The organism is Echinicola strongylocentroti (assembly GCF_003260975.1).
Lineage (GTDB): Bacteria > Bacteroidota > Bacteroidia > Cytophagales > Cyclobacteriaceae > Echinicola > Echinicola strongylocentroti.
Genome location: NZ_CP030041.1, coordinates 2,573,690 through 2,597,253, shown reverse-complemented (window position 1 = coordinate 2,597,253; position 23,564 = coordinate 2,573,690). Strand labels below are relative to the sequence as shown.

The 23,564-nt window shown below is 45.9% G+C and carries 20 protein-coding genes and 1 tRNA gene; 9 read left to right on the top strand and 12 right to left on the bottom strand.

What is annotated here, in order from left to right:
* Positions 1 to 29: 29 nt before the first annotated feature.
* Positions 30 to 1,379 (bottom strand): dihydroorotase, encoded by a 1,350-nt coding sequence (locus tag DN752_RS10080; RefSeq protein WP_112783823.1) that lies wholly within the window; start codon positions 1,377 to 1,379, stop codon positions 30 to 32.
* A 71-nt stretch (positions 1,380 to 1,450) separates the two neighbouring features.
* Between DN752_RS10080 and DN752_RS10075 the strand changes: the two genes are divergently transcribed.
* Entirely contained in the window at positions 1,451 to 2,812 is a 1,362-nt protein-coding gene (locus DN752_RS10075) for a DEAD/DEAH box helicase (protein WP_112783822.1), read from the top strand.
* Positions 2,813 to 3,389: 577 nt separating this feature from the next.
* On the opposite strand, the gene DN752_RS10070 is transcribed toward DN752_RS10075, so the two are convergent.
* Positions 3,390 to 4,886 carry a M28 family peptidase gene (locus DN752_RS10070; RefSeq protein ID WP_112783821.1) on the bottom strand — a complete coding sequence of 499 codons (1,497 nt, stop codon included), beginning with the start codon at positions 4,884 to 4,886 and terminating at the stop codon, positions 3,390 to 3,392.
* 672 nt (positions 4,887 to 5,558) lie between these two features.
* Between DN752_RS10070 and gcvP the strand changes: the two genes are divergently transcribed.
* The 4 genes from gcvP to DN752_RS10050 all read left to right on the top strand — a co-directional run bounded on the left by gcvP (position 5,559) and on the right by DN752_RS10050 (position 10,289).
* Positions 5,559 to 8,453 carry an aminomethyl-transferring glycine dehydrogenase gene (gene gcvP / locus DN752_RS10065; RefSeq protein WP_112783820.1) on the top strand — a complete coding sequence of 965 codons (2,895 nt, stop codon included), beginning with the start codon at positions 5,559 to 5,561 and terminating at the stop codon, positions 8,451 to 8,453.
* Positions 8,454 to 8,676: 223 nt separating this feature from the next.
* Positions 8,677 to 9,018, top strand: coding sequence for a cupin domain-containing protein (locus DN752_RS10060; protein WP_112783819.1), 342 nt, complete (start codon positions 8,677 to 8,679; stop codon positions 9,016 to 9,018).
* A 17-nt stretch (positions 9,019 to 9,035) separates the two neighbouring features.
* Positions 9,036 to 9,617, top strand: coding sequence for a Crp/Fnr family transcriptional regulator (locus DN752_RS10055; protein WP_112783818.1), 582 nt, complete (start codon positions 9,036 to 9,038; stop codon positions 9,615 to 9,617).
* 93 nt (positions 9,618 to 9,710) lie between these two features.
* Positions 9,711 to 10,289 carry an NAD(P)H-dependent oxidoreductase gene (locus tag DN752_RS10050; RefSeq protein WP_112783817.1) on the top strand — a complete coding sequence of 193 codons (579 nt, stop codon included), beginning with the start codon at positions 9,711 to 9,713 and terminating at the stop codon, positions 10,287 to 10,289.
* Positions 10,290 to 10,384: 95 nt separating this feature from the next.
* On the opposite strand, the gene DN752_RS10045 is transcribed toward DN752_RS10050, so the two are convergent.
* Positions 10,385 to 11,020: a GDSL-type esterase/lipase family protein gene (locus tag DN752_RS10045; RefSeq protein ID WP_112783816.1), complete on the bottom strand. Its 636-nt coding sequence runs from the start codon at positions 11,018 to 11,020 to the stop codon at positions 10,385 to 10,387.
* 71 nt (positions 11,021 to 11,091) lie between these two features.
* On the opposite strand from DN752_RS10045, the gene DN752_RS10040 reads away from it, so the two are divergent.
* Positions 11,092 to 11,961: a hypothetical protein gene (locus DN752_RS10040; protein WP_245949500.1), complete on the top strand. Its 870-nt coding sequence runs from the start codon at positions 11,092 to 11,094 to the stop codon at positions 11,959 to 11,961.
* Between the two features lie 61 nt (positions 11,962 to 12,022).
* Here DN752_RS10040 and DN752_RS10035 read toward each other — a convergent pair whose 3' ends face one another.
* Positions 12,023 to 13,381 carry an acyl-CoA dehydrogenase family protein gene (locus DN752_RS10035; RefSeq protein WP_112783814.1) on the bottom strand — a complete coding sequence of 453 codons (1,359 nt, stop codon included), beginning with the start codon at positions 13,379 to 13,381 and terminating at the stop codon, positions 12,023 to 12,025.
* Between the two features lie 300 nt (positions 13,382 to 13,681).
* Here DN752_RS10035 and DN752_RS10030 point away from each other — a divergent pair, with 300 nt between their 5' ends.
* The gene (locus DN752_RS10030; protein WP_112783813.1) at positions 13,682 to 14,305 is read left to right on the top strand and encodes a class I SAM-dependent methyltransferase; all 624 of its coding nucleotides are present in this window, start codon (positions 13,682 to 13,684) and stop codon (positions 14,303 to 14,305) included.
* A gap of 143 nt (positions 14,306 to 14,448) precedes the next feature.
* Positions 14,449 to 14,826: a hypothetical protein gene (locus DN752_RS10025; RefSeq protein ID WP_112783812.1), complete on the top strand. Its 378-nt coding sequence runs from the start codon at positions 14,449 to 14,451 to the stop codon at positions 14,824 to 14,826.
* Here the strand turns inward: DN752_RS10025 and DN752_RS10020 are convergent.
* The 8 genes from DN752_RS10020 to DN752_RS09985 all read right to left on the bottom strand — a co-directional run bounded on the left by DN752_RS10020 (position 14,807) and on the right by DN752_RS09985 (position 23,147).
* Complete coding sequence (locus tag DN752_RS10020) at positions 14,807 to 16,135, bottom strand: neutral/alkaline non-lysosomal ceramidase N-terminal domain-containing protein (RefSeq protein ID WP_245949499.1); 1,329 nt, start codon at positions 16,133 to 16,135, stop codon at positions 14,807 to 14,809. The two genes, DN752_RS10025 and DN752_RS10020, sit on opposite strands and share 20 nt — an antisense overlap.
* Positions 16,136 to 16,435: a type II toxin-antitoxin system RelE/ParE family toxin gene (locus DN752_RS10015; protein WP_112783811.1), complete on the bottom strand. Its 300-nt coding sequence runs from the start codon at positions 16,433 to 16,435 to the stop codon at positions 16,136 to 16,138.
* A 1-nt stretch (position 16,436) separates the two neighbouring features.
* On the bottom strand, positions 16,437 to 16,670 hold the full coding sequence (locus DN752_RS10010) for a hypothetical protein (RefSeq protein WP_112783810.1): 234 nt from the start codon (positions 16,668 to 16,670) through the stop codon (positions 16,437 to 16,439).
* 67 nt (positions 16,671 to 16,737) lie between these two features.
* Complete coding sequence (locus DN752_RS10005) at positions 16,738 to 17,901, bottom strand: AIR synthase related protein (protein ID WP_112783809.1); 1,164 nt, start codon at positions 17,899 to 17,901, stop codon at positions 16,738 to 16,740.
* A gap of 408 nt (positions 17,902 to 18,309) precedes the next feature.
* The gene (locus tag DN752_RS10000; RefSeq protein WP_211324197.1) at positions 18,310 to 20,232 is read right to left on the bottom strand and encodes an OmpA family protein; all 1,923 of its coding nucleotides are present in this window, start codon (positions 20,230 to 20,232) and stop codon (positions 18,310 to 18,312) included.
* Between the two features lie 54 nt (positions 20,233 to 20,286).
* Complete coding sequence (locus DN752_RS09995; protein WP_317048526.1) at positions 20,287 to 20,754, bottom strand: hypothetical protein; 468 nt, start codon at positions 20,752 to 20,754, stop codon at positions 20,287 to 20,289.
* Positions 20,755 to 20,998: 244 nt separating this feature from the next.
* Entirely contained in the window at positions 20,999 to 21,793 is a 795-nt protein-coding gene (locus DN752_RS09990; RefSeq protein ID WP_112783806.1) for a (Fe-S)-binding protein, read from the bottom strand.
* A gap of 19 nt (positions 21,794 to 21,812) precedes the next feature.
* Complete coding sequence (locus DN752_RS09985) at positions 21,813 to 23,147, bottom strand: 4Fe-4S dicluster domain-containing protein (RefSeq protein WP_112783805.1); 1,335 nt, start codon at positions 23,145 to 23,147, stop codon at positions 21,813 to 21,815.
* Between the two features lie 101 nt (positions 23,148 to 23,248).
* On the opposite strand from DN752_RS09985, the gene DN752_RS09980 reads away from it, so the two are divergent.
* A tRNA-Phe gene (locus DN752_RS09980) sits at positions 23,249 to 23,321 on the top strand.
* The last annotated feature ends 243 nt before the right edge of the window (positions 23,322 to 23,564 follow it).

Here is a 23,564-nt window from a genome sequence, read left to right as displayed (position 1 = left end):
GTTTTTTTTCAAACAATAGCTAATGGGGATTATTTTCTGGAAAATTTAAGCCGTTGCCCTTTTTGCTCCTCGTGGAATGTCTCATTTTCGTACGCAATATGTCCGGAAACTATTGTGTGTGTGATTTTTGACTGAAAAGTCTGCCCTTCAAACGGCGACCAGCCGCATTTCGAAAGGATGTTCTCTTTTTTAACTTCCCAAGGGTTATCCAAGTCCACTAGTACCAAATCGGCATGATATCCGGGGCGGATATAGCCTCTTTTGTCAATTTCAAACAAAATCGCGACATTATGACAGGTTTTTTGGACGATTTGCTCTAGGGTGATTTTGCCCTGATGGTACATTTCCAGTAGTGCCACCAAGCTGTGCTGCACCAAAGGGCCTCCTGAAGGAGCTTTGGTATAAGGGTTGTCCTTTTCTTCCAAGGTGTGAGGAGCATGGTCTGTAGCAATAACGTCTATGTGATCATCCAGCACACCTTTTAGGATCTCGTCACGGTCTTCGGCTGTTTTTACGGCAGGGTTCCATTTGATCAAGGTGCCTTTTTTATCATAATCTTCCTCAGAGAACCACATATGGTGAATACAGGCTTCTGCGGTGATCCGCTTTTCCTCTAGCGGGAGGGTATTGTCAAAGAGCCTTACCTCCTTGGCGGTGCTGATGTGGAGGATGTGGAGTTTGGTACCATGTTTTCTGGCCAGGTCTACGACGCGCTTCGAGGCATCGTAGCAGGCTTCTGCCGAGCGGATCTTAGGATGGTACTTTACGGGGATGTCATCGCCGTATTCTGCTTTGTATTTTTCAAGGTTGGCTTTGATGATATCGTCATTTTCACTGTGCGTAGCGATGAGCATTTCGCATTTTTCGAAGATGCCTTCCAGCGTCTCTTGATTGTCCACCAGCATATTGCCCGTAGAAGAGCCTTGGAATACCTTGATGCCGCAGATGGTGCTTGGGTCAGCTTTGAGCAGCTCATCCAAGTTGTCATTGGTGGCGCCAAGGTAGAAAGAGTAATTGGCCAGTGACTTTTCAGCCGCGATGTTGTATTTTTCCTCCAAGAGCTCCAATGTAGTAGCTTGTGGGACGGTGTTGGGCATTTCCATAAAAGTGGTGACCCCTCCTGCCACGGCGGCTTTCGCTTCGGTGTAGATTTCGGCTTTGTGTGTAAGGCCCGGCTCACGGAAGTGGACTTGGTCATCGATCAGCCCGGGAAGCAAATATTTTCCTTTTGCGTCTATGGTAACATCTGCTTCTTTCTCAAAATCCTTTAGGTTTCCACCTGCAGAGAAGATCAATCCGTCCTGTATATAGACATCTCCACGGATTATCTTACCTTCATTTACTATATTTGCATCAGTGATCAAAATACGCTTCTTCATAACACTATTTTATTCGAGTTTGCAGGAGTAGAAAATATCCCAAATCAATTTGAAGCTAAAATTAATAAATCATGTCTGATAGCCCGCAGTCTTTCGAGAATTTTAAACTGAATAAGCAGCTTTTGGAAGCAGTGAAAGAAGCCGGCTATACCAAGCCTACGCCGATTCAGGAAAAGACCATTCCGCTGGCACTTGGTGGTCAGGACATTTTGGGCATCGCCCAGACAGGCACCGGAAAGACGGCTGCCTATGTGCTTCCGCTACTCATGAAAGCCAAATACGCCCAAGGTGAACATGCAAGAGCATTAATATTGGCGCCGACGCGAGAACTGGTGATTCAGATAGAACAGGCTATCCTGGAGCTTGGGAAATACACGGACCTGCGGTACGTCTGCCTCTATGGGGGGATCGGGCCTACACCCCAGATCGAAAAAATCCGCGAGGGCGTGGACATTATCATCGCCACTCCCGGTCGGTTTATGGATATCTATAGTAAAGGAGAGATCTTTGTCCGCAATATCAAGACCATGATAATGGACGAAGCGGATAAAATGATGGACATGGGTTTTATGCCGCAGCTCCGGTCGATTTTGGAGGTTATTCCGGTAAAGCGGCAAAACATGCTTTTTTCGGCGACCTTCTCCGAAAGGGTGGAGCATATTTCTCATGAGTTTTTGGAGTTTCCGGAGCGAATTGAAATAGCACTGCAAGCCACTACGGCAGATACGGTGTCGCAGACCAAGTATTTTGTGCCCAACCTGAAGACCAAGATCACCCTGCTGGACCACCTCCTTCAGAATCAGGAAATTAATCGGGTGATTGTCTTCACCAAATCCCGCAAAAATGCTGAAGCCGTCTACCAATACCTCGAGCGTAGAAAACACGGTGAAATCCGCGTGATCCACGCCAACAAAGGCCAAAACACCCGGATCAATTCGGTGGATGATTTTAAGTCGGGAAATGTACGGATTCTCGTGGCGACGGATGTAGCGGCCAGGGGACTGGATATCAGTATGGTCAGCCATGTGGTGAATTTTGATGTGCCGCTGATTTATGAGGACTATGTCCATCGCGTGGGACGTACCGGGCGAGCAGAACAGGAAGGTGCTGCGTTTACTTTTATCAACCCGGCAGAAGAGTACCATTTTGGACGGATCGAGGAAATCATCCGCATGGACGTTCCCGAAGAGCCGATACCCAAGGAGGTGCGGATCGCCGAGACGCCTTTTGCAGAAAAACAGGCCTATGACCGTGAGATCGACAAGCAAAAACAAAAAGCAGACCCCACCTTCAAAGGGGCCTTTCATGAGAAAAAAGCCCGCGCCACCAGTAATCCCCACTATAATCCCGACAAGAAAAAAGTCCGTGGTAACAAGAACAGCAAAGCCAAGAAAAACCGTAACCAGATGAAGAAAAAAGGCGGCAAACGGTAGGTGTGAGATAGGAGTCTTGAGATGTGAGACTTGAGTCTTGAGTCTTGAGATTTGTCGACCAGTGTTTGATAATTTCCCTCCTTAGGGCTAAGGGATAATTTCTTGGATTGTGCTGGGGCTCTGCACCAGCACTGGTAAGCATTGAATTACTGATTCCATGAAGCTCCTAGAGGGAATGGAGAGGCTTTAAAAAAAATATGGGGCAAACTCTTTACGGGCATTACAAATACCCTGCGCATCAGTCGCCTGTTGTAAAACGATGGGCAGTAAAACCCAAAAAAAAACCGCAGAACATTGCTGTTCGGGATTTGTAATCCCGAACCCAAATGGTGAGGATTTATAATCCTCTTCACCAAATACCCTGAATCATTTACAGATCAGAAGATATATGCAATACGTTACCGGCATTACAAATGCCATGCTCCTCAGCGCCTCGTTATAAACGAGGACTATGTATGGTCTAAACGAGGGCTATGTGATGGGGGAAAAAAAAGAAAATCCGCAGCATTTAAGGTGCTGCGGATTTTTGCTTTTGGCATCAGGCCTTTTAGTTTTTGGCTTTCATCCTTGGGTTATATTATCGTTCTCCTCGGTCGTTGCTGCCGTCCACGGGCGTTCTTTTGTCCCTGTTGGCCAGGTCCCAAGCGGCGTAGAAGATCAGCTTGGCCCTTTTTTCCATGAGACCAAATTCGATCTTGTCCACGGTGTCAGTAGGCTGATGGTAGTCGTCATGCACACCGTTAAAGAAGAATGCAACGGGGATGTTGTGCTTGGCGAAGTTATAATGGTCAGAACGGTAGTAGAACCTGTTCGGATCATCTTCCGCATCATAACGGTAATCCAGGATCAAATCAGTGTGGGTAATGTTATTGTATTCGATGATGGTCTTCAGCTGTGAGGCCAGCATATCAGAACCGATCACGTACACGTAATCTTGGTTTTCGGCATCTTGATATTCGTAGTCCACGCGACCCACCATGTCGATGTTCAGGTCGTTGACGGTGTTTTCAAGTGGGAATACAGGGTTGTCGGTATAATACTCCGAACCCAATAGCCCTTTTTCTTCACCAGAGACATTGAGGAAAAGTACCGATCTTCTTGGCCGGTTGCCTTCCTTGGCGGCGGTAGCAAATGCCTGGGCGATTTCCATGACAGAAACGGTGCCGGAGCCATCATCATCTGCGCCATTGTTGATTTCCCCTTTGCTATTGATGCCTATGTGATCATAGTGGGAAGAGATCACGAGGACTTCGTCTTTTTTGTCCGTGCCTTCAAGGTAGCCCATTACATTTTCGGTGCCTACCATTTTTTTGTTCTTTTCGATCTTGTAGCGTACTTTTTGGGAAGAAACGCTGGCAGGATCGTCCTTGGCAGCTTGCTTAAGTTCCTCAACGGACTTTTCGAACAAGCTGGCCATTTTATCGGAGCTTACCAAGAACACCGGTTTTTGCTCTGTAGGTTTTTCAAAACCCAGTCGGCCTTTTCCGCTGAGAGATTTGTAGCGGTTGGCCAAGCGGTCAAAGTTGGACTGGCCTTCCATGGTGACCACGATGATGCCCGTGGCGCCCGCTTCCCAGATTTGGTCCATCAGTCCACCAGCACGTTGGCCGATGGCCCATAGCCCGACGAATTTACCTTCTACGTTCACCTTTTCGAGGTTTTCTTCATTGGCCAGGCCTAGGAAAACCAGTTCTGTTTTTTCTTTTTTGATATCACCGTCACCGATGAACACAAAGTCTTCGTTGTTGACCAGTTTTTGCTTGCCCACTTTGAGCTCGATGTCTCCGTAGGAAACGCTGGCCAAGGAAAATGGTTGGGTGTATTTGCCATCTACAGGGCCTTCCAGACCGATTTCATTATAAAATCCGCTCAGGTATTCTGCAGCCATTTTCTGGCCTTTTTCACCTGTTTCCCTGCCTTCCATTTCATCTGATGCCAAGTAGGAAAGGTATTCCTCTAGATCTACATCACTGATGGTACCGGCGTATTTTTCAGCCAGTGACTGCTCTTGGGCAGTGGCTTGCCAGGAAAGCATTAGGCCCATGGCAGTGGCCAAGATATAATTTCTCTTCATGCCTATATTTGAGTTGTAAGTAAAATTTGCCCCTAAAGCTAGCTATTATTTTCTAAATGTGTCAAGCCGCTGATCCATTTGGCTAGGAAATAGGGGATGATAGACCTGTTTGCCTATTGATGTGCCTTGGCTTAAGAACATCATGCCATAGGTATGAAAGCTTGGTAACAGATACGGCCATCAGTCCTCTTTAATGTGCCGTAGGTGCATCACACTTGATCATCTAACTTCTCAAAATCAGATGAGATCATGCCTACTTGCTTTGCTCCTGTCCAGTACCTACCCCGAACATCCCTGCTGAAACTACTATCCACTGTAAGTCAAAAAGAACCAGTGATTCTACATAAACACTAACTAAATGGTATTAAACCGGAATATGCATTAGCCTATCTGTTTCGACCTTAAACTGCTTCAAAATCAGCCATTTCACTTTAGTTTTCGGCATAACCGTAGCGGTGCTACGCTAATGCCTCCAAACTAACTGATTTTCTTGCAATTTCAGCTCTCACTACGATTCCTAATGCATAAACCGGGTTAGAGCTGGTTAAAATCCCCAGTTCCAGACCGTAGAAAATTTGGAAAAGAAAATCATTATCGGTCAATAATTTATACCTTTGCACATCTATAAGAAAAGAGGAATATTACCCAAGTATATTACGCATTATCTGGACTATGAAAATTGATTTGACCCCCACCGTGAAGTTTGAAGATCGCCATAACGGCCCCTCCACCAACGACGTGTCGGAGATGCTCACGAAAATCGGTGCTGCCAGCATTGATGAGCTGATCGATCAAACCATCCCCAAAGCCATTCAACTGGATCATCCCCTCAACCTGCCTGAGGCAAAGTCAGAAGCGACGTTTCTGAAGGATTTCCGCAAGATGGCTGCCAAGAACAAAATTTATAAGTCATTTATCGGTTTGGGCTATTACGATACCATTACGCCCGGGGTGATATTGAGAAATGTACTCGAAAACCCAGGGTGGTACACGGCTTATACGCCCTATCAGGCAGAAATCGCCCAGGGAAGATTGGAAGCACTGGTGAATTTCCAGACCATGGTGATGGACCTTACCGGCATGGAGCTGGCCAATGCCTCCCTACTGGATGAGGGCACAGCAGCTGCCGAAGCGATGAACATGCTGTTTGCTACCCGGCCGAGGGACAAGAAAAAAGCCACGAAATTTTTTGTGGACGAGAAGGTGTTTATCCAAACCAAAGAAATCCTTAAAACCAGGGCACTTCCGATTGGCGTGACCTTGGTGGAGGGGCCATTGCATAAACTGAACTTGGAAGACCCGGAGCTTTACGGTGTACTGCTTCAGTACCCAAATGCTGACGGGGAAGCCATCAATTATAAAGCTTTGATAGAAACAGCCAAGGAAAACAGTGTTACGACTGCTTTCTCGGCCGACTTACTTGCCCTTACGCTGCTTACCCCTCCGGGGGAAATGGGAGCTGACGTGGTCGTCGGTACCACCCAGCGATTTGGTGTGCCTATGGGATATGGAGGGCCTCATGCCGCTTATTTTGCCACCAAAGATACTTATAAACGTCAGGTGCCTGGCCGAATCATCGGTATTTCGGTTGATAGGGATGGCAACAAGGCGTACAGAATGGCCCTGCAGACAAGGGAACAACACATCAAGCGTGAAAGAGCCACCTCCAATATCTGTACCGCACAGGTGCTACTGGCCGTGATGGCAGGAATGTACGCCGTGTATCACGGACCAAAAGGACTAAAAGACATTGCCTTAAAAATTCACGGATTGGCCAAGCTGACCGCTCAGGGGTTGGCCAAGTTGGGTTTTGAGCAAGAAAATGAAAACTACTTCGACACCCTTAAGATCAAAGTGGACGATGTGAAGCAGTCCAAGATCAAGGCTTTTGCGCTGTCGCATGAAATGAACTTCCGCTACGAGCCAGGGTATGTTTATTTGGCATTTGATGAAGCCAAGACGGTAGAGGATGTTCAGGAGATCATTGAGGTATTTGCCCGGACGACACACTCAAGTGCCGATGTGGTGGACTTGGGGTCCATGGTAGCCCACCTCAGTTTTGAGGTAGCCGATGGCCTGAAAAGGACCTCCGACTATATGGGCCATATGATCTTCAATGCGTTCCACTCAGAGCACGAGATGTTGCGTTATATCAAGCGGTTGGAAAACAGGGACCTGTCACTGGTGCATTCCATGATCTCGCTGGGCTCATGTACAATGAAGCTAAATGCGACCGCTGAGATGATTCCGGTTACTTGGCCAGAGTTTGGTCAGCTGCATCCATTTGTGCCACAAGACCAGGCAGCAGGCTACTATGCGTTGTTCCAGGATCTGAGAAATTGGCTGTCAGAGATTACCGGTTTTGCCGAAACTTCCCTTCAGCCCAACTCAGGAGCACAGGGGGAATTTGCCGGATTGATGGTGATACGCGCTTATCACGAAAGCAGGGGCGAAAGCCACCGGAATATTGCTTTGATCCCTTCATCTGCCCACGGTACCAACCCCGCCTCTGCCGTAATGGCCGGGATGAAAGTGGTGATCGTCAAGTGTGATGACAAGGGAAATATAGACCTTGGCGACCTGAAAGAAAAAGCGGAAAAGCATAAAGATAACCTGTCGTCCTTCCTAGTGACCTATCCATCCACCCACGGGGTATTTGAAGAGGCCATTCGCGAAATGTGCCAGATCGTTCATGAGAATGGCGGTCAGGTGTATATGGACGGAGCCAATATGAATGCGCAGGTAGGGCTCACCAGCCCAGGTGTCATCGGTGCCGATGTGTGCCACCTCAATCTCCACAAAACCTTCTGCATCCCTCACGGTGGCGGTGGTCCAGGTATGGGGCCGATCTGTGTGGCCAAGCACTTGGAGGAGTTTTTGCCGAGTAGCCCGTTGGTGAAGACAGGAGGCCAACAGCCTATTTCTGCGATTTCGGCTGCGCCTTTCGGTAGTGCCAGCATCTTGCCAATTTCCTATGCTTACATCGCCATGATGGGCAGGGAAGGCCTGAAGCATGCCACCCAAACGGCCATCCTTAACGCCAACTATATCAAAGCGCGACTTGGTGAATTTTTCCCGACACTTTACACAGGTGCCCAAGGAAGAGCGGCTCACGAGATGATAGTGGATTTTAGGGAGTTTAAAGCAGTAGGTGTAGAGGTAGAAGACATTGCCAAGCGATTGATCGACTATGGCTTCCATTCACCGACCGTTTCTTTCCCTGTGGCGGGTACCATGATGATCGAGCCGACCGAATCAGAAAGTAAGGCCGAACTGGATAGGTTCTGTGACGCACTGATCTCCATCCGTGGCGAAATCCGCGAGATCGAGGAAGGTAAAGCTGACCCTGAAAACAATGTACTGAAAAATGCACCACATACGGCCGGTATGGTGATGAGTGATGACTGGGACCTGCCTTACAGCAGAGAGAAAGCAGTATATCCACTGGACTACGTAAAAAACAGCAAGTTCTGGCCAACCGTCAGAAGGATCGATTCTGCTTACGGTGACAGAAACTTGGTCTGCAGTTGCATTCCTACAGAAGATTATGAGGAAGCTAGTATTTAGTGTCATGTAGCTAAAAAGGTTATATAGAAAAGGCTCCACAGTAAATGGAGCCTTTTTCATTTTTTGGGAAATACACAAGCCGGGATTGTTTCATGTCAAATGAAGTTTGACAGTTCTATAGCTACATTTTTGCCTAGTCATCCAAAAAAATGATACATTTACAACTAACCTATCAAACACTTGGTAGTTGAATTTGGGTGTTAGCTCCACGTAAAAAACAATAATGAAAAAATCATCGTTTAGTGATCAGATAGAATATAATGACGATAAAATTGTCACTAAGGTCATCTTAGAAACTTCTTTTTCTAAGGAGATTAGGATTGTTTTAAAACGTGGGCAGAGTATGAAAGAACACAAAGCTCCATTTCCAATAATTGTTCATATAATAGAAGGGGAAATCGACTTTGGAGTTGAAGGAGAAACCAATTCCCTGAAGAAAGGCGATATTCTAACCTTGGATAGTAATATCCCTCATGATTTGACCGCACTAACAGATAGTATTGTTCGATTGACGCTGTCTAGTAAAGACACGGCTTCTCGGGTGCACAAAGTTATTGATAAGTAGGCATAAGCATATTTAAAATGAACGTAGAAAGCATTTTGAACAAGGTGGGAGCAGTCTATTCTCCCTTATCCCTTGATTGTCAGCGGGAATTTATTGCGAGGACAGAGGTCAAGTTCTTCAAAAAAGGAGAGGTGGTCGTGCGTGAAGGGCAATATTCCAAAAAGGGTTACCTGATCGTAAAAGGGTGTTCGAGGGCCTATTATCTGAAAAACGGGAAGGACATATCTGACTGGTTCACCTTTGAAAATCAATTTATGGCCTCCGTGGTCAGTTTTTTTAGCGATAAACCAAGCCCTCATTACGTGGAGTTTGTCGAAGATTCCACCGTATTGGAGTTTTCAAAAGATACTGTGGACAGTCTTTCTGAAAAGTACCATGATTTTGAGCGGTTGATCGGTAAAGTGGTCACGGAGACCATGCTGGGGCTCTGTGAGCGATTGGATACCATTCAGTTTAGCAGAGCGGAAGAAAGGTATCGGCACCTTTTGGCCATTCATCCTGACATCACCAATAGAATTCCCCTAACCCATATCGCTTCTTACCTGGGAATTACCTTGGAGACTTTGAGCAGAATACGGAGCCCAAAAGTCCGAATTTGATCTATATCAAATGATGGGACTTCCATTTAAACGACTTTTGAAAAAAAAAGAAGTGAAAATGGAAAGGAAATTGAAAACTATTTTTTAAACCCTATGAAAAAAATACTGATCATCAACGGACATCCTGACAGGGAGAGTTACAGTTTTGGATTGTCAGAGGCCTATAAGATAGGTGCTGAAAAATCAGGTGCCGACGTAAAGGAAATCCACATCAGGGATTTGGATTTCAATCCCATCTTGCAATTTGGATATCGAAAGCGGACGGAACTTGAACCAGACTTATTGGATGCGCAGGAGAAGTTGAAATGGGCCGAACACTTGGTTTGGGTGTATCCTGTATGGTGGGGATCTGTGCCTGCTATGATGAAAGGGTTCTTGGACCGTGTCCTGTTGCCGGGTTTTGCCTTTGAGAAAAGAAAGGGTTCCTTACTGTGGGACAAGTGCCTTACGGGCAAAACAGCAAGAATCATTTGTACAGTGGACCAACCACCTTGGTATTACCGGTTGATCAACGGAAGTCCCAGCCATATTGCCATGAAACGGGGGACATTGAAGTTCATAGGAGTGAAGAAGGTAAGGATCACCTGCATTGGCCCCATAAGACTTTCAAAGGATAAGTTTAGAGAAAGATGGTTGGGTAAGGTTGAAAAACTGGGGCAAAAGAATATGTAAAAGCAGCTATTTTTTGGTGAATTTCTCTCAGGATCGCTAGAGTATGAAGATGTACACTAGCGACCCTGAGAGAGATAAAAACTTCCAATCTCCAATTACTTGATCTTTTTGGCGACAGCTTCGGCCATCAGCTGGTTGCCTTCTTTGTTGGGGTGGACGCCGTCGGCAAAGAGGTCACCGTGTTTTTTGAGCGGTTTGTAGAGGTTGATCATTTTGGAGTTGGTAGCTTTGGCGATTTCCTTTAGCATGGGGCGCATTTCATCTACCATCACACTTTCGGTAATGCCAAAATTATCTTTGAATACCGGCACAGGAATGCAGACATACACTTCACCATCATCCGGCATGGTTTCCCTGAAAATAGTGATCATATCAATATAATCCTGGACAAACTCCTCTTTGTGCTTCCAGTTTTGGGGCTTGGAATCGTTGGTGCCCAGTTTGATGACCAAGATGTCAGCACCAAAATCAAGGACTTCTTGAAACTGCGGTTCGTCCCAGTAGGGGTGATCACCGTTTTTAAGGAGTGTTCTGCCACTCACACCAAAATTTTTCACGAGGTATTCATCTCCCAGCACATTTTGCATCAGCAGCGGCCAGCTATCGGGGTGGTCCCTACCGGGGCCTTGCGTGATGCTATTGCCGACACAGGCGACCTTAACCGGGGATTGGGCCGAGGCACTGATCAACATACTGAAAAGCAATAGGGAGCTAAGAAGGATTTTTTTCATTTTAGTGGTTTTTTTGGTGTTAATTTAAAATCAATGGTGTTAAATATAGGGAATCATTCGAAAACTATTCCTTGAGTTGTATATTTATGTTTGTGAAGACACAGGGACTCAAGAAATATTACAATTATATACAATGGCTTTCGCTGGACGTGGTACTCGGAGCCTGTGCAGGACTCTATTTTTTTCAGCACTTGCTGGAGCTTAGTTTTACACCAGTGGTGTATGTGTTGATGGCGCTGGCTGTCTGGGGCATTTATACCTTTGACCATCTGATGGATGCACGTAATATCCAAGGAAGAGCCAGTTCTGCCAGGCACTTGTTTCACCAGGTGAATTTTAATACCCTGTTGATTTGGTTGGTATTGGTGGTGATCACTGCGGTGATATTGGCCTTTGACTTTATCAAGTTCTCACATTTAATGACTTTTGGGATGCTGCTGGGGACGGTGATCATCGGAAATATCGTTTTCATGAAATTCTTCGGCAAGAAGGTGTCCATCCTGAAAGAGATTACCACGGCAGCCTTCTACACGGCCGGCATTACCCTAGTGCCGATGATCCGTTTTACCAACGAGGGCATACCGAGGGTGTTTTGGTATTTTGCCTTTGGGTATTTTTTAATGGCTTGGTTCAACCTACTTTTGCTGGCTTACATGGATTATGACAGCGATAGCAGGGATGAAATGGGGTCCATTGTCAGCGTTTTGGGAGTTCCCATGACCCATAGCCTTTTGACAGGTCTGATGTGGGTAGAACTGGTATATTTAGTGGGAATGTTTTTTGTGCTAGGTTCCTTTTACTATATCTACCTGATCATTCTGGCGATCATGTTTTTGATCCACGTAAGTGCGTTTCTCAGAGGTAAACGCAGTAAAGAAGCCGTTCGGCGTCAGATCGATGCCTCCTATTTGCTTCCTTTTGTGCTCTTTTTGGTTGCCTAGCAACTGACTGACATTCCCAAACTTTGCATTTTTCCTTGGCCCCTTCACGGTCCATTGATCACTATACAAATGCACTGTGCCCTGTAATCGCACGGCCTACGATGAGGGAATTGATCTCTTTGGTGCCTTCGTAGGAATAGATGGCTTCAGCATCAGCTACAAAGCGGGCGATGTCGTATTCCAAGAGGATGCCATTGCCGCCAAACAGCTCACGGGAGTGGTCCACGATAGTTCGCATGCGAAGGGTGCAGAACACCTTTGCCAGTGAGGCATGTTCGTCTTTGAGCTCTCCGGCGTCCTGCATTTTGGATAGGCGGTAGACCATGGTCTGCATGGCGGTAAGGTCCCCCAGCATGGTTACCAGTAAGTCCTGCACCAGCTGAAACCCGGCAATGGGCCTTCCAAACTGCTTTCGTTCGTTGGTATAGCGAAGAGCTGCCTCGTAAGCCCCTCGTCCACAGCCCACGGCTTGCCATGCGACACCCGCTCTGGTAAGGCGGAGAATTTCGGAAGTGTCTTTGAAGGAATTGGCGTTTTGGAGACGGTCACTTTCCGGAACGCGGCAGTCTTTCATGGTGATGAGGGCATTTTGGACTGTTCTCAGCGCCATTTTATTTTCGATTTTCTCTGGGTGAAAACCCGGGTTGTCCTTTCGGACAATGAAGCCCTTGACCTGTTGATCGTCCAAGTCCCTGGCCCAGATGACGGTGATATCCGAGAAGGTGGCATTGCCGATCCATTTTTTCTGGCCATTGATGACCCATTCGTCCCCTTCTCGCTTGCAGGTGGTGGTCAAGCCACCGGCCACTCCTGAGCCTACTTTTGGCTCCGTCAATCCAAAGGCACCGATAACGTCCATTTTTTGCATTTTTGGGAGCCATTCCTGCTTTTGCTCTTCTGAGCCACAGACGTAGATAGAACCCATGGCCAGGCCGGATTGTACGCCAAAGAAGGTGGAGATGGAGGTGTCCACTCGTGCCATCTCCATGGCAAGGAACCCTTCAAGTAAAGCGGAATGCCCCGGACAGCCGTAGCCCTTATACGTTAATCCTGCAATGCCCAGTTCGGCCATCTTAGGGATGATGTGCATGGGGAAATGGCCCTTGTTCCAGTATTCATTGGCGATCGGCCGAACCTCTTTTTCCATAAAGTCACGGACCTTGGCCACGATCTCTTGCTCGTGGGGTGCCAAGGTTTTTTCCAATTCATAAAAATCTCCATTTACCGGCGGAAGCTCCCTTTTTTTGCCACCACCTTTCATCATTTTCATCATCTTGGCAAGGTCCGACTCGCTCATTTGCGAAACGATACCTACCATTTCATTAAGGTCTACCTTCTGGGAAAGCTGGTTGAGCTTGGCAAAATCTATGTTCTTGATCAGTGACTTGATGCTCGAAAAGGACTGGAGTAAATTTTTCATACGGTATTTGGGTTAAAAGTGAATAGGATTGGATGTTACATCCACTATCGTACCAATTATACTAACTATTAGAGAGTTGTCCACGGATTATACTGATTTTCATGAAATAATTCTCGAATATCCCTTACGGCCGATCCAGAATGGTCAACTATCAAGGTTGACAGAATGTAGTATGGTGGGCACTTGTGAAAGGAGCCTTCGTAAGACAGGTTCTATTTCTTTCATGATTATCTAGATGGAGGAATAACCTTTCAACATTCAAACCTTCTAACTTTCCCACCCTTTCCCTTAACTTTAGGCATGAAAAAGAACCTGTACGACAAGGTGGCGTTTTTTTATGACCGACTGGCGATGGCTGTACTGGGAAAAGCCCACAGGGAAAGTAAATATGCGTTTTTGGACATGGTGGAGACGGGGGAGCAGGTACTGTACATTGGAGGTGGTACTGGTGATAATCTCCCGATGCTGGCCAATAGGGTCGGCCACCAAGGGAAAATCTTTTTTGTGGAAGCTTCCCAAAAAATGATGCAGAAGGCCAAAAACCAGCTGACACCAAATCAAGTGGATCGTGTGGTCTTTTTGCATCAAACAGATTTTAGTCGGTTACCGACCCAACATTTTGATTGGGTGATCACCCAATACCTGCTGGACATCCTGTCTGATGAGGAGATTGATGGCTTGTTTTTGGCGATCAACCAGCGGACGAAGTCGTCAGCCCATTGGATTTTGGTAGATTTCTTTGACCAATCCTCTATGCAGTGGCTTCAATGGCTGATGATCCATTTTTTTAGGTTAATTACTGATAATCCTCGGAATGATCTGCCAGCGTATTATCAGTTTTTTAAAAAACATGGTTGGACACTTCGAGAGGAAGAAAAGTATAAAGGTGGCTGGATAAAGGCCGTTTGTTTTAGGAAAAGTTAGGTAAGCATATGAAGCTAAATTCCATAGGAACGGCAGATATATTCAAACTGGGATACTTTTTAAATGCGTTCGCCCTGTCACCCCATCTTATCCATTTACAAATGCCGTAATGATTTGTAAATTACAGCATACTAAACTTTTACATGATGAATATTAAATGTATTGTTATCGCTAGTGTACTGTTTATCGTTGGGGGAAATTTGTACGCTCAGGAAGAATTTGACACTGGTAAGTCTATTTTCGATCGTTTTAGCTTACATGTAAAGCCACTTAATGCGGACAGTTTGAGGGCTGCAATTGAAGATATGGGCTTTGGTAGCATCTCATATCCTGCTAAAGACTTTAACCTGCATGATCATGTGGACGATTTTGGCCATAACTTCCCGATCTATCAGCTTCCTATGGATAAGGACTATAAGCTGAAAAGAAAAGTGCTTCCAGAGGACTATCCTGCCAAGATGCCTACATTTAAGTTTAAAAAACCAGAAGGAGTGCTCGAAATCATTCCGCAGCAAGAATAAGGTTCGTGATGATCATGTCATAATATGAGCCACTATACGGTCCAAACCAATTCATATCCCTGGCCTCAAAATAGCCGCGATCATAGTATTGATCGGGGACGATATAGCCCATGTAGCCGCCGTTAAAGGACGTGATGATAAGGTTTAGGTCTTTTTGTTTGGCGAGCGCTTCCCATTTTTTATAAAACATTCCGGAGATTTCTCCACTTGAGGATATCATCAAGGTGTTTCCTATCTGCACTGCATCAAAGTGCGCATTGGTATCCCCGAAGAGGCCATTGAATACCCATGGGCGGAGGCGGATATTGTCCGCTATTCGATAGGTAGCTTCTGGGAGCTGGGGTTTCAGTGTGCCCAGCCGAAGGGTGTTGCCTTTGACAGTATCTTTGAAGACCGCAGGCTGTTCCATCAGACTGTCCAATTGCTGGGCATAGACTTTGATGTCCTCGGGAGCCCTTCCAGGTGCCAAAGGCTGGTGACTACCTACTGTCCCGGCTGCAAACATCGAAAACGCATAATCGTTCAGCATGTCTTGGGTCAGGTAATAGGGGTAATCGCCAGAAAGCCCCATGAATTTGCTGTTGAGGCAGGTGGCGTGGGCCGTGTAAGTAAAGAAGGTGCCTTTGGTGCCATCTATTTTGGTGAAGACCAGCTGACGGATAAATGGATCAATGGGGCCGTCGGGGATAAACCGATTACCCACAAACTGCGGGGCGCTGTATTTTTGGTAAGCAACCGTAACTGATTCCTGCGTTGACAGGGCTTTTTTTATCGCTTGGGCAGATTTTTCTGCCAACATACTGACCACGTTTTCGTCATAACCCCCAAAGGCAACCTTGCCCATAATTCCTGGCATATATCCTCCCATGCCACTGTGGGTGTGAGTGCCTGTAAAGTACACCAAATCGACAGGGATATTGGCTTTGCTGATTGCGGTTTCCACCGCCTTGGCCAAAGCAGGATGAACAATCAGCAGCTCATAATTTAAGAAGGCTACTTGCTGGTTTCCGCTTCCTACGACCAATGCTTTGACAAAGCTGCTGTCTTGGACAAATTCGTAGGCACCACGAGGCTTATAGCCTACCAGGTCTACAGGCTCTTTTGGGGTTACATTGACCTGTGCCCATCCGGCCATCCATGCTTGGCCAGATGACTCGGTTGGTTGGAGGTTTTGAACAGCTTTTAATGAGCTTTCGTAATAATCTTGATCCTTTGGCTCATCCCAGTTTACCGTAGTGAGCAGAGCCACTGCCAATAAAAGTAAAAGGCCTGTTATCCAGGCCAGTATCATAATTGTTTTTTTCATCATTTAAGGCTTCATCTTACCTGGATTTCGTCTTATATCAAAAATATCGGTTATGACTACCGCTGAAGTGACTACTCGATAAATTATTTTATAATTTCCTTCGATGATTTTTCTATGTCCCTGTCCTAAGGGTTCCAATATTTCTTCGATCGAACCTTTCCCCGGATTTGAATGTAAACTTTTTGCCGATTTTAATATTTGGGTTATAATCTTATTGGCTGTTCTTTGATTTACCCTGTGTTTGTAGTAGGAATGGATTTTCCTTAGCCTTTCACTGGCAGATTTTGTAAATACTACTTTCACTTTACCATTTTTTACTGGCCTTTGTCAGCGTTTCCAGAGCAATGGTTTCATTATTATTTATTTCTTCCTCTGATTTTTTTGCCCTTGCAATTATTTCTTCCTCTGGTAGGGTAGAAAATAGATCTTCTTTCTTTAAGGTCACGTCAATAATGTTTCTGATAGCTGCAATGATGCTTTCGTCTTGAATATTATCCACCTCTTTTTTTATCCATTCTTTTTCTTCTGAAAGACTCATGATCAACTTTTTAAATGATAAGTTGTACTAATTTAAGGATTTGAGCAAGGAAAAAAAATATTGTAAATCAATACTCAAATGTACCATGTTCACTTTTGATGGTGACTTTTTTGCCATCATAAGGCTCTACGCGACCAATGATCTGTGCATCCACACCGTGGAATTCCGCGATATCAATGATTTCTTCGGCATATTTTTCTTCCAAATAAACTTCCATGCGGTGCCCCATGTTGAAGACCTTGTACATTTCTTTCCAGTCCGTACCACTTTCTTCTTGGATGACCTTGAACAATGGCGGTGTTTCGAAGAGGTTGTCCTTCACCACATGTACGTTGTCCACGAAGTGGAGTACTTTGGTCTGCGCTCCTCCGCTGCAGTGTACCAGGCCGTGGATTTGTGGCCGGAGGTATTTGAGGGCCTCTACCATGATCGGGGCATAGGTCCGTGTAGGGGAAAGTACCAGCTTGCCCATATTTACGGGAGTTCCAGGTGCTGGATCGGTCAGATTATACTTTCCTGTATAAATCAAATCATCCGGTACAGATGGATCAAAACTCTCGGGGTATTTGGTCTTTAGGACTTTATTGAAGACATCATGACGGGCTGAGGTGAGGCCGTTGCTGCCCATACCTCCATTATAGCTGTTTTCGTATTTGGCCTGCCCATAGGATGCTAATCCGACGACGACATCTCCTGGTTTGATATTGTCATTGGAGATGACTTCATCCCTGCGCATGCGACAGGTGACTGTACTGTCCACGATGACTGTCCTCACCAAGTCGCCCACATCGGCTGTTTCACCACCGGTGAGGACTGCATTTACGCCATTGTCACGGAGCATTTGGAGGACTTCTTCGGTGCCGTTGATGATGGCAGAAATCACTTCTCCCGGGATCAGGTTTTTGTTCCTTCCGATGGTGGAGGAGACGAGGATATTATTGACCGCACCCACACAGAGCAGGTCGTCAGTATTCATGATGATGGCATCTTGGGCAATGCCCTTCCAGACGCTCAAGTCACCGGTTTCTTTCCAATAAAGATACGCCAGGGAAGATTTGGTGCCGGCACCATCAGCATGCATGACATTGCAGAAATTGGGGTCATTGCCGAGGGTGTCTTCTACGATTTTGCAGAATGCCTTAGGGTACAGTCCTTTATCCAAATTGGATATGGCGTTATGCACATCCTCCTTTGAGGCGGATACGCCCCGTTGCATGTATCTTTCGTCCATCAGAATAGTGACTTGGTTAATGTTGCCGTAAAGTTAAGGATTTTGGCAAGGATTGGGAAAATATATGTTTGAAAGTATTAAGTCTTGAGTAGTGAGACTTGAGTCTTGAACTTGAGATATGAGAAGTGAGACTTGAGACTTGAGACAAATGTACATTGTATTGAGACAGTCCTCCCCGCCACGGCGGGGAGGTTAGGTGGAGTTATTTTGGAGCAAAGAGAAACACAATAGGATTTTAGTAAATGACTAGCGATTACCATATTTGATAATGAAAACTAATATTAATCCGGTCAACACTAATCAGGGAAGTACATATTCCTCTCCGTCACGGAGGGGAACTTAGGTAGGCGTGTTTTCTTACAAAACCGAAAAACCTTCCAATATCTTAACTTTCAAACTTCGCCCTTCTTATTCCTCGATCTCGATGACCTTAAATTCGGTGCGTCGGTTGCGCTGGTGCTCCTCTTCTGTTTGGGCGTTTTCGATGACAGGTTGGTCTTCACCATAGCCTTTGGCCACTAGCCTGTCTTCAGCAATGCCCTGTGAAATGATATAGTCTACGGCAGACTGCGCCCTGCGTTGGGAAAGATCCCGGTTGTATTCGTCACTGGCACGGCTGTCTGTATGAGAGCTGAGCTCGATTTTGATTTCAGGATTGTCCTGAAGTATTTTGACCAGTTTGTCCAGCTCCACAGCAGCGTCTGGACGGATGTCGGCTTTGTCCAAGTCGTAGTAGATATTTTCCAATACGATGGCTTTCTCCAGTTCCAGCTTATCCAGCACAATGGTGGTGTCCAGGGTGACATTGGTGACATCTTGGATGAGGTCTTCTTGAGCGGGAGTTTTGCCGACAGTGCTGTAGGGAATGCTTTTGGTGAAATACCCGTTTTTGGAGGCGATCAAAGTGAAATCCGCATTCGGCTCTAGTTTAAACCTTAGCCTGCCTTGTTCATTGGAGAAGTCTCCACCTACTGTCTGTTTGGTGCTGTCATAGAGGGCTACTCTGGCACTAGGAAGCACTGTTTCGCCTTGTGCTGTTTTTTGCAGGGTGTTTACATTCAAGAAAACATTGACCACTTTTGGCTTGGGTGTGTTGTCTTGGAAATAGTAAATGTCATCGTCACCTACTCCTCCTTCTCGGTTGGAGGTGAGAAATCCCTCTTTGGGAAAATTGGTAAAGAAAATACCGAAGTCATCACTGATAGAATTGATGTTCTTGCCAAGGTTGGTGATATTGGTATTTCCATCTTTGGCCTCAGCCACAAAAAGATCCAGCTTGCCAAATCCCGGATGCCCATCCGAAGCAAAATAAAGTTGCTCCCCCATCGGACGTGGGAACATCTCATTGCCCGGTGTGTTGATCTCGGGACCTAGGTTTTTGGCATTGCCAAAATCCCCATTGGCCAGCTTGGTGGCTTTATAGAGATCGATGCCCCCGTAGCCTCCAGGCCTGTTTGAGGCAAAATAAAGTTCTTCGCCATCGATACTGAAGGCAGGTGTGGAGTTCCAGTAGGTTTCATCTTCATTTACAGGCATCCAGATCGGGTCAGTAAAGCCCGCTCCCCTGAAATAGCTGATGAACAAATTGACCTCGGGAAGGTCTTTTTTGCTTAGGCTATTGCCACGTGCGTAGATGATGGTGTTGCCGTCTGGGCTGATGGTGATGGCCCCTTGGTTGAGGTTTTCTTCGTTCTGGAATTCTGGAAGTGGCTGCACGTTTTGGACATCCACTTTTACTCCGTTGGCCCTTGCCCGAAAGAGCTTGGTATAGCCTTGGCCAGTGGCGGGATACATTCCGCTGGCACGTCGCGAACTGGTGAAATACAAGAAATCTTCGCTGACCACAGGGGCATAATCTATTCCTGATGTGTTGAGCAATTCATAGTTCTGGAGCTCATGATAGGGCCAATAATCCGTGATTTCTTCGATTTTGGCCATATTTTCAGCTCCCATATCGGCGAGAGCCAGCAGGGAGTCACTGGTGGTGTGTTCTTTGGCCTGCTGATAAGCTGCTGCGGCCTCTTCGTATTCTCCCTGATCATGTAAGCTCTTGGCTTTTTTCATGTAATTTTCGAAAGAGCCTTCCTCTTCCAATAGCTTATCATAGTAAGGAAGGGCGTCTTCGATGCGGTTGGACAGCCGATAACTTTCGGCAACAAAGTAGTTGGCATCACTGTCATCTGGGTTATCAGTAAGTACCTTCGAAAAAGTGCCAATCGCTAATTGGTATTCACCAGCAGCAAATTGGTTTTCTCCTTTTTGTTGTAAACTGGTGCATCCTACCAAAAAAAGGAAGATAAAAAGAGAACTCAGAAAACAATTTTTCATCATAAAGTCAGGCTGTCATCAGAAAGTGTATCCTCTAATATATAACTTTTATAATAATTAGTTATTGAAATATCTGTTTAACCAGCTGTCACTTGCGGGAATGAGCCACTTGTCTTTGAGATCTTCTTTACGCTGCACCGTAGTGTTAAAGACCTTAGTGCTAGAGGTGAGCTGGCCATCTTGGATGTATTCTTTGATTTGGCCTAAGCTGCTAATGGTGATTTCATCCTGGTTTATAAAAGAAACCTTGCCTTGGTCCAGAAGGTTTACCTGCAAAACTTCATCGAGCTCCCGTAGTGTCCGAACGGAACTGTCGATCGAGCATCCACTGGCACCGAGCTGGGATTCGTCCACGGACAGGATGATAAACTGGTCGTATTTTATATCAAAAGAAGTGGGCATCCGGTTGCCATGGGTATTCCATTGATCGCAGAATGCCGTCATTCGCGAAGTGATAAGGTCTTTTTCTTCATTGGAAAATTTCCTATTGGCTTGATATATCCATACCCGAGCGGTGTCAGGCATTGTTTCGAATGGCAAATACATAATCGCTTTTAGTCTTTTTTATTCAATTATTAAATATAAAACAAAGCATCTTGGATGCAAAGTGTCCTTTAACTAGAACGTAAAATGGCTGGGAAGGATGCTGACAATCCCGGTTTTTTTTCACACCCGATCCTATGATGCTTCGTTTTGACGCCGATGGTTTGGTTCAATATACCACCTATCAAATACCAAATGCCAGTTGCCACCTACCAAAGACCCTTCTCTATTCCAGCCCCTGGTCTTTTGCGATGAGTTCGGCCAAGTCAACGACCTTCACCTCGTTTTCTTTTTCTTTGTTTTTGACACCATCGGCCATCATGGTCAAGCAGAATGGACAGCCTACGGCGATGGTAGATGCGCCAGTCCCGAGTGCTTCTTCGGTGCGCTCCACATTGACGTCTTTTTTGCCGGGTTCGGGTTCTTTGAACATCTGTGCACCACCGGCACCGCAGCAAAGTCCCTTGGTGCGACACCGCTTCATCTCCACCAATTCCACGTCCAAGGCCTTAATGATTTCCCTGGGGGCTTCATAGACATTGTTGGCCCTACCGAGGTAACAGGAGTCGTGGAAAGTGATTTTTTTACCTTTGAATTCCCCGCCGCCTTTCATAACGATTTTGCCGTCGTTGATAAGTGATTGGAGGAATTGGCTGTGGTGGATGACTTCGTATTTTCCTCCGAGTGCCGGGTATTCGTTTTTGATGGTGTTAAAGCAGTGTGGGCAGGCCGTTACCATTTTTTTGATATTGTAGCCGTTCAGTACTTGGATATTGGCCACGGCCTGCATTTGGAAAAGGAACTCATTTCCAGCTCTTCTTGCTGGGTCTCCGGTGCATGTTTCTTCAGGTCCCAAGACGGCAAAACTGACACCGACTTTGTTGAGGATCTTAACGAAAGCCTGGGTAACGGCTTTGTACCGATCATCAAATGACCCAGCGCAGCCCACCCAAAAGAGGATTTCCGGTGATTCTCCGGAGGCTGCCATTTCGGCCATGGTGGGTACTTTGTAATTTGACATATCGTTTGGTTCGTTCTTTTTACTTTATTTCTTCATCCTTGACAGACTCCGCCCAGTTGAAGCGGTCGGTAGGGGCAAATTTCCATGGTGAGAAGCTGGTTTCCATGTTTTGGAACATGGCATTCCATTGGGCAGGAGAGCCACTTTCTTCCATCGCCACGTAGCGTCGCATTTGCAGAATGATCGATAATGGGTCGATGTTTACCGGGCAAGCTTCCACACAGGCATTGCAGCTGGTGCAGGCATTGATCTCTTCCGCAGTGGTGTAGTCGCCCAAGAGACTTTTGCCATCTTCCAGGCCTTTGCCACCGGCGTCTAGGCTTTTTCCGACTTCTTCTGCCCTATCCCTGACATCCATCATGATTTTACGTGGCGAGAGCTTTTTGCCTGTGATATTGGCAGGGCATTCGGCAGTACACCGGCCACACTCTGTACAGGAGTAGGCGTTCATAACGTTGATCCAACTGAGGTCATTTACATCTTTGGCACCAAAACGGCCAATTTCTGCAGGTGGTTCCTGGGCGCCTTCTGTGGGGATGCCCAGCATCATGTTGACTTCATTGGTGACCTCGGGCATATTGGTCATTTCACCTTTGGGCTGGAGCTTGGAGTACCAAGTGTTGGGGAATGCTAGGAAAATATGCAGGTGCTTGGAATAGGTGACGTAAATCGCAAAGCTCAATATTCCCACAATGTGGAACCACCAGGCTGCCCTTTCGGTGAAAATAAGAAAGGAGGTGCTGAATCCTTCAAAAAACGGCTTCAGCAAGCTGCTGAAAAAGAGGGTGCCCAACTGGGTGTAATGTCCCACTCCTCTTGATGCCAAGAGCTGATCGGCCGCATTCATTTTAAGAATGGCCATCATCAGGCAGATTTCAATGATCAGGATCAGGTTGGCGTCCATGGCCGGCCATCCCTTAAGTTCTTTCATGGTCAGACGAGGAACTTTCGTGATATTTCTCCTGATCAAAAAGACCACACATGCTACTAGGACACCGACCGCCAAGAACTCAAATGCATTCATGGCAAACGTGTAAAAGCCACCTAAGAAAGGAGCAAAAATGCGGTGCTGGCCTGTGAATCCATCTATGATAAATTCGGCTACTTCCAAATTGATAATGATAAACCCTGCATATACGAGAAAGTGCAGGAATGCGGGCAACCATCGTTTAAACATCTTCTGCTGGCCAAAAGCGACCAATAGCATGGTCTTCCATCGTTCTCCTGGCTGATCATTTCTTTCTTCCTTTTTGCCCAACATGATATTTCTTTTCAGAAAGGAAATCCTCCTGTAAAGTACATATCCTGCAGCGGCAAAAATCACGAGAAAAATTACCTGAGGTAAAATACTCATAGTGAATAAATTAAAGTTGTTTCTTTAAAATTGTTGTAATTTTTTTGTTCTATAGGTTTGCATCAAAAGAACATTTACCTACCTTTGCATCACTTTACAACGGTGATGTAGCTCAGTTGGTAGAGCATCGGACTGAAAATCCGTGAGTCGGTGGTTCGAGCCCACTCATCACCACAAGCCTTGAAGCAATTCAAGGCTTTTTTTATGCCCTCTGCTGAGATTACCTTTTCGAGTGTTTTTATGTTTGTCTTCATAGGTCTATTGCCGGTTTTGTTCATCTTTTATACAAATTAACCAATAAGTACGCATGCATACCATTTGTAATCATAATTTAAAATTAATCTATTTTGTTTGAATGCAGCCTATCTTAGGCGGTTGAATTTGGAAATGCTCCTATCTGGATGGAGGCAAGAAGAC

Excerpts from the sequence above, each read along its gene's own strand:
- DN752_RS10080 (WP_112783823.1), bottom strand. The coding sequence starts at position 1,379 with ATGAAGAAGCGTATTTTGATCACTGATGCAAATATAGTAAATGAAGGT.
- DN752_RS10075 (WP_112783822.1), top strand. The coding sequence starts at position 1,451 with ATGTCTGATAGCCCGCAGTCTTTCGAGAATTTTAAACTGAATAAGCAG.
- DN752_RS10070 (WP_112783821.1), bottom strand. The coding sequence starts at position 4,886 with ATGAAGAGAAATTATATCTTGGCCACTGCCATGGGCCTAATGCTTTCC.
- gcvP (WP_112783820.1), top strand. The coding sequence starts at position 5,559 with ATGAAAATTGATTTGACCCCCACCGTGAAGTTTGAAGATCGCCATAAC.
- DN752_RS10060 (WP_112783819.1), top strand. The coding sequence starts at position 8,677 with ATGAAAAAATCATCGTTTAGTGATCAGATAGAATATAATGACGATAAA.
- DN752_RS10055 (WP_112783818.1), top strand. The coding sequence starts at position 9,036 with ATGAACGTAGAAAGCATTTTGAACAAGGTGGGAGCAGTCTATTCTCCC.
- DN752_RS10050 (WP_112783817.1), top strand. The coding sequence starts at position 9,711 with ATGAAAAAAATACTGATCATCAACGGACATCCTGACAGGGAGAGTTAC.
- DN752_RS10045 (WP_112783816.1), bottom strand. The coding sequence starts at position 11,020 with ATGAAAAAAATCCTTCTTAGCTCCCTATTGCTTTTCAGTATGTTGATC.
- DN752_RS10035 (WP_112783814.1), bottom strand. The coding sequence starts at position 13,381 with ATGAAAAATTTACTCCAGTCCTTTTCGAGCATCAAGTCACTGATCAAG.
- DN752_RS10030 (WP_112783813.1), top strand. The coding sequence starts at position 13,682 with ATGAAAAAGAACCTGTACGACAAGGTGGCGTTTTTTTATGACCGACTG.
- DN752_RS10025 (WP_112783812.1), top strand. The coding sequence starts at position 14,449 with ATGATGAATATTAAATGTATTGTTATCGCTAGTGTACTGTTTATCGTT.
- DN752_RS10020 (WP_245949499.1), bottom strand. The coding sequence starts at position 16,135 with ATGATGAAAAAAACAATTATGATACTGGCCTGGATAACAGGCCTTTTA.
- DN752_RS10010 (WP_112783810.1), bottom strand. The coding sequence starts at position 16,670 with ATGAGTCTTTCAGAAGAAAAAGAATGGATAAAAAAAGAGGTGGATAAT.
- DN752_RS10005 (WP_112783809.1), bottom strand. The coding sequence starts at position 17,901 with ATGGACGAAAGATACATGCAACGGGGCGTATCCGCCTCAAAGGAGGAT.
- DN752_RS10000 (WP_211324197.1), bottom strand. The coding sequence starts at position 20,232 with ATGATGAAAAATTGTTTTCTGAGTTCTCTTTTTATCTTCCTTTTTTTG.
- DN752_RS09995 (WP_317048526.1), bottom strand. The coding sequence starts at position 20,754 with ATGCCTGACACCGCTCGGGTATGGATATATCAAGCCAATAGGAAATTT.
- DN752_RS09990 (WP_112783806.1), bottom strand. The coding sequence starts at position 21,793 with ATGTCAAATTACAAAGTACCCACCATGGCCGAAATGGCAGCCTCCGGA.
- DN752_RS09985 (WP_112783805.1), bottom strand. The coding sequence starts at position 23,147 with ATGAGTATTTTACCTCAGGTAATTTTTCTCGTGATTTTTGCCGCTGCA.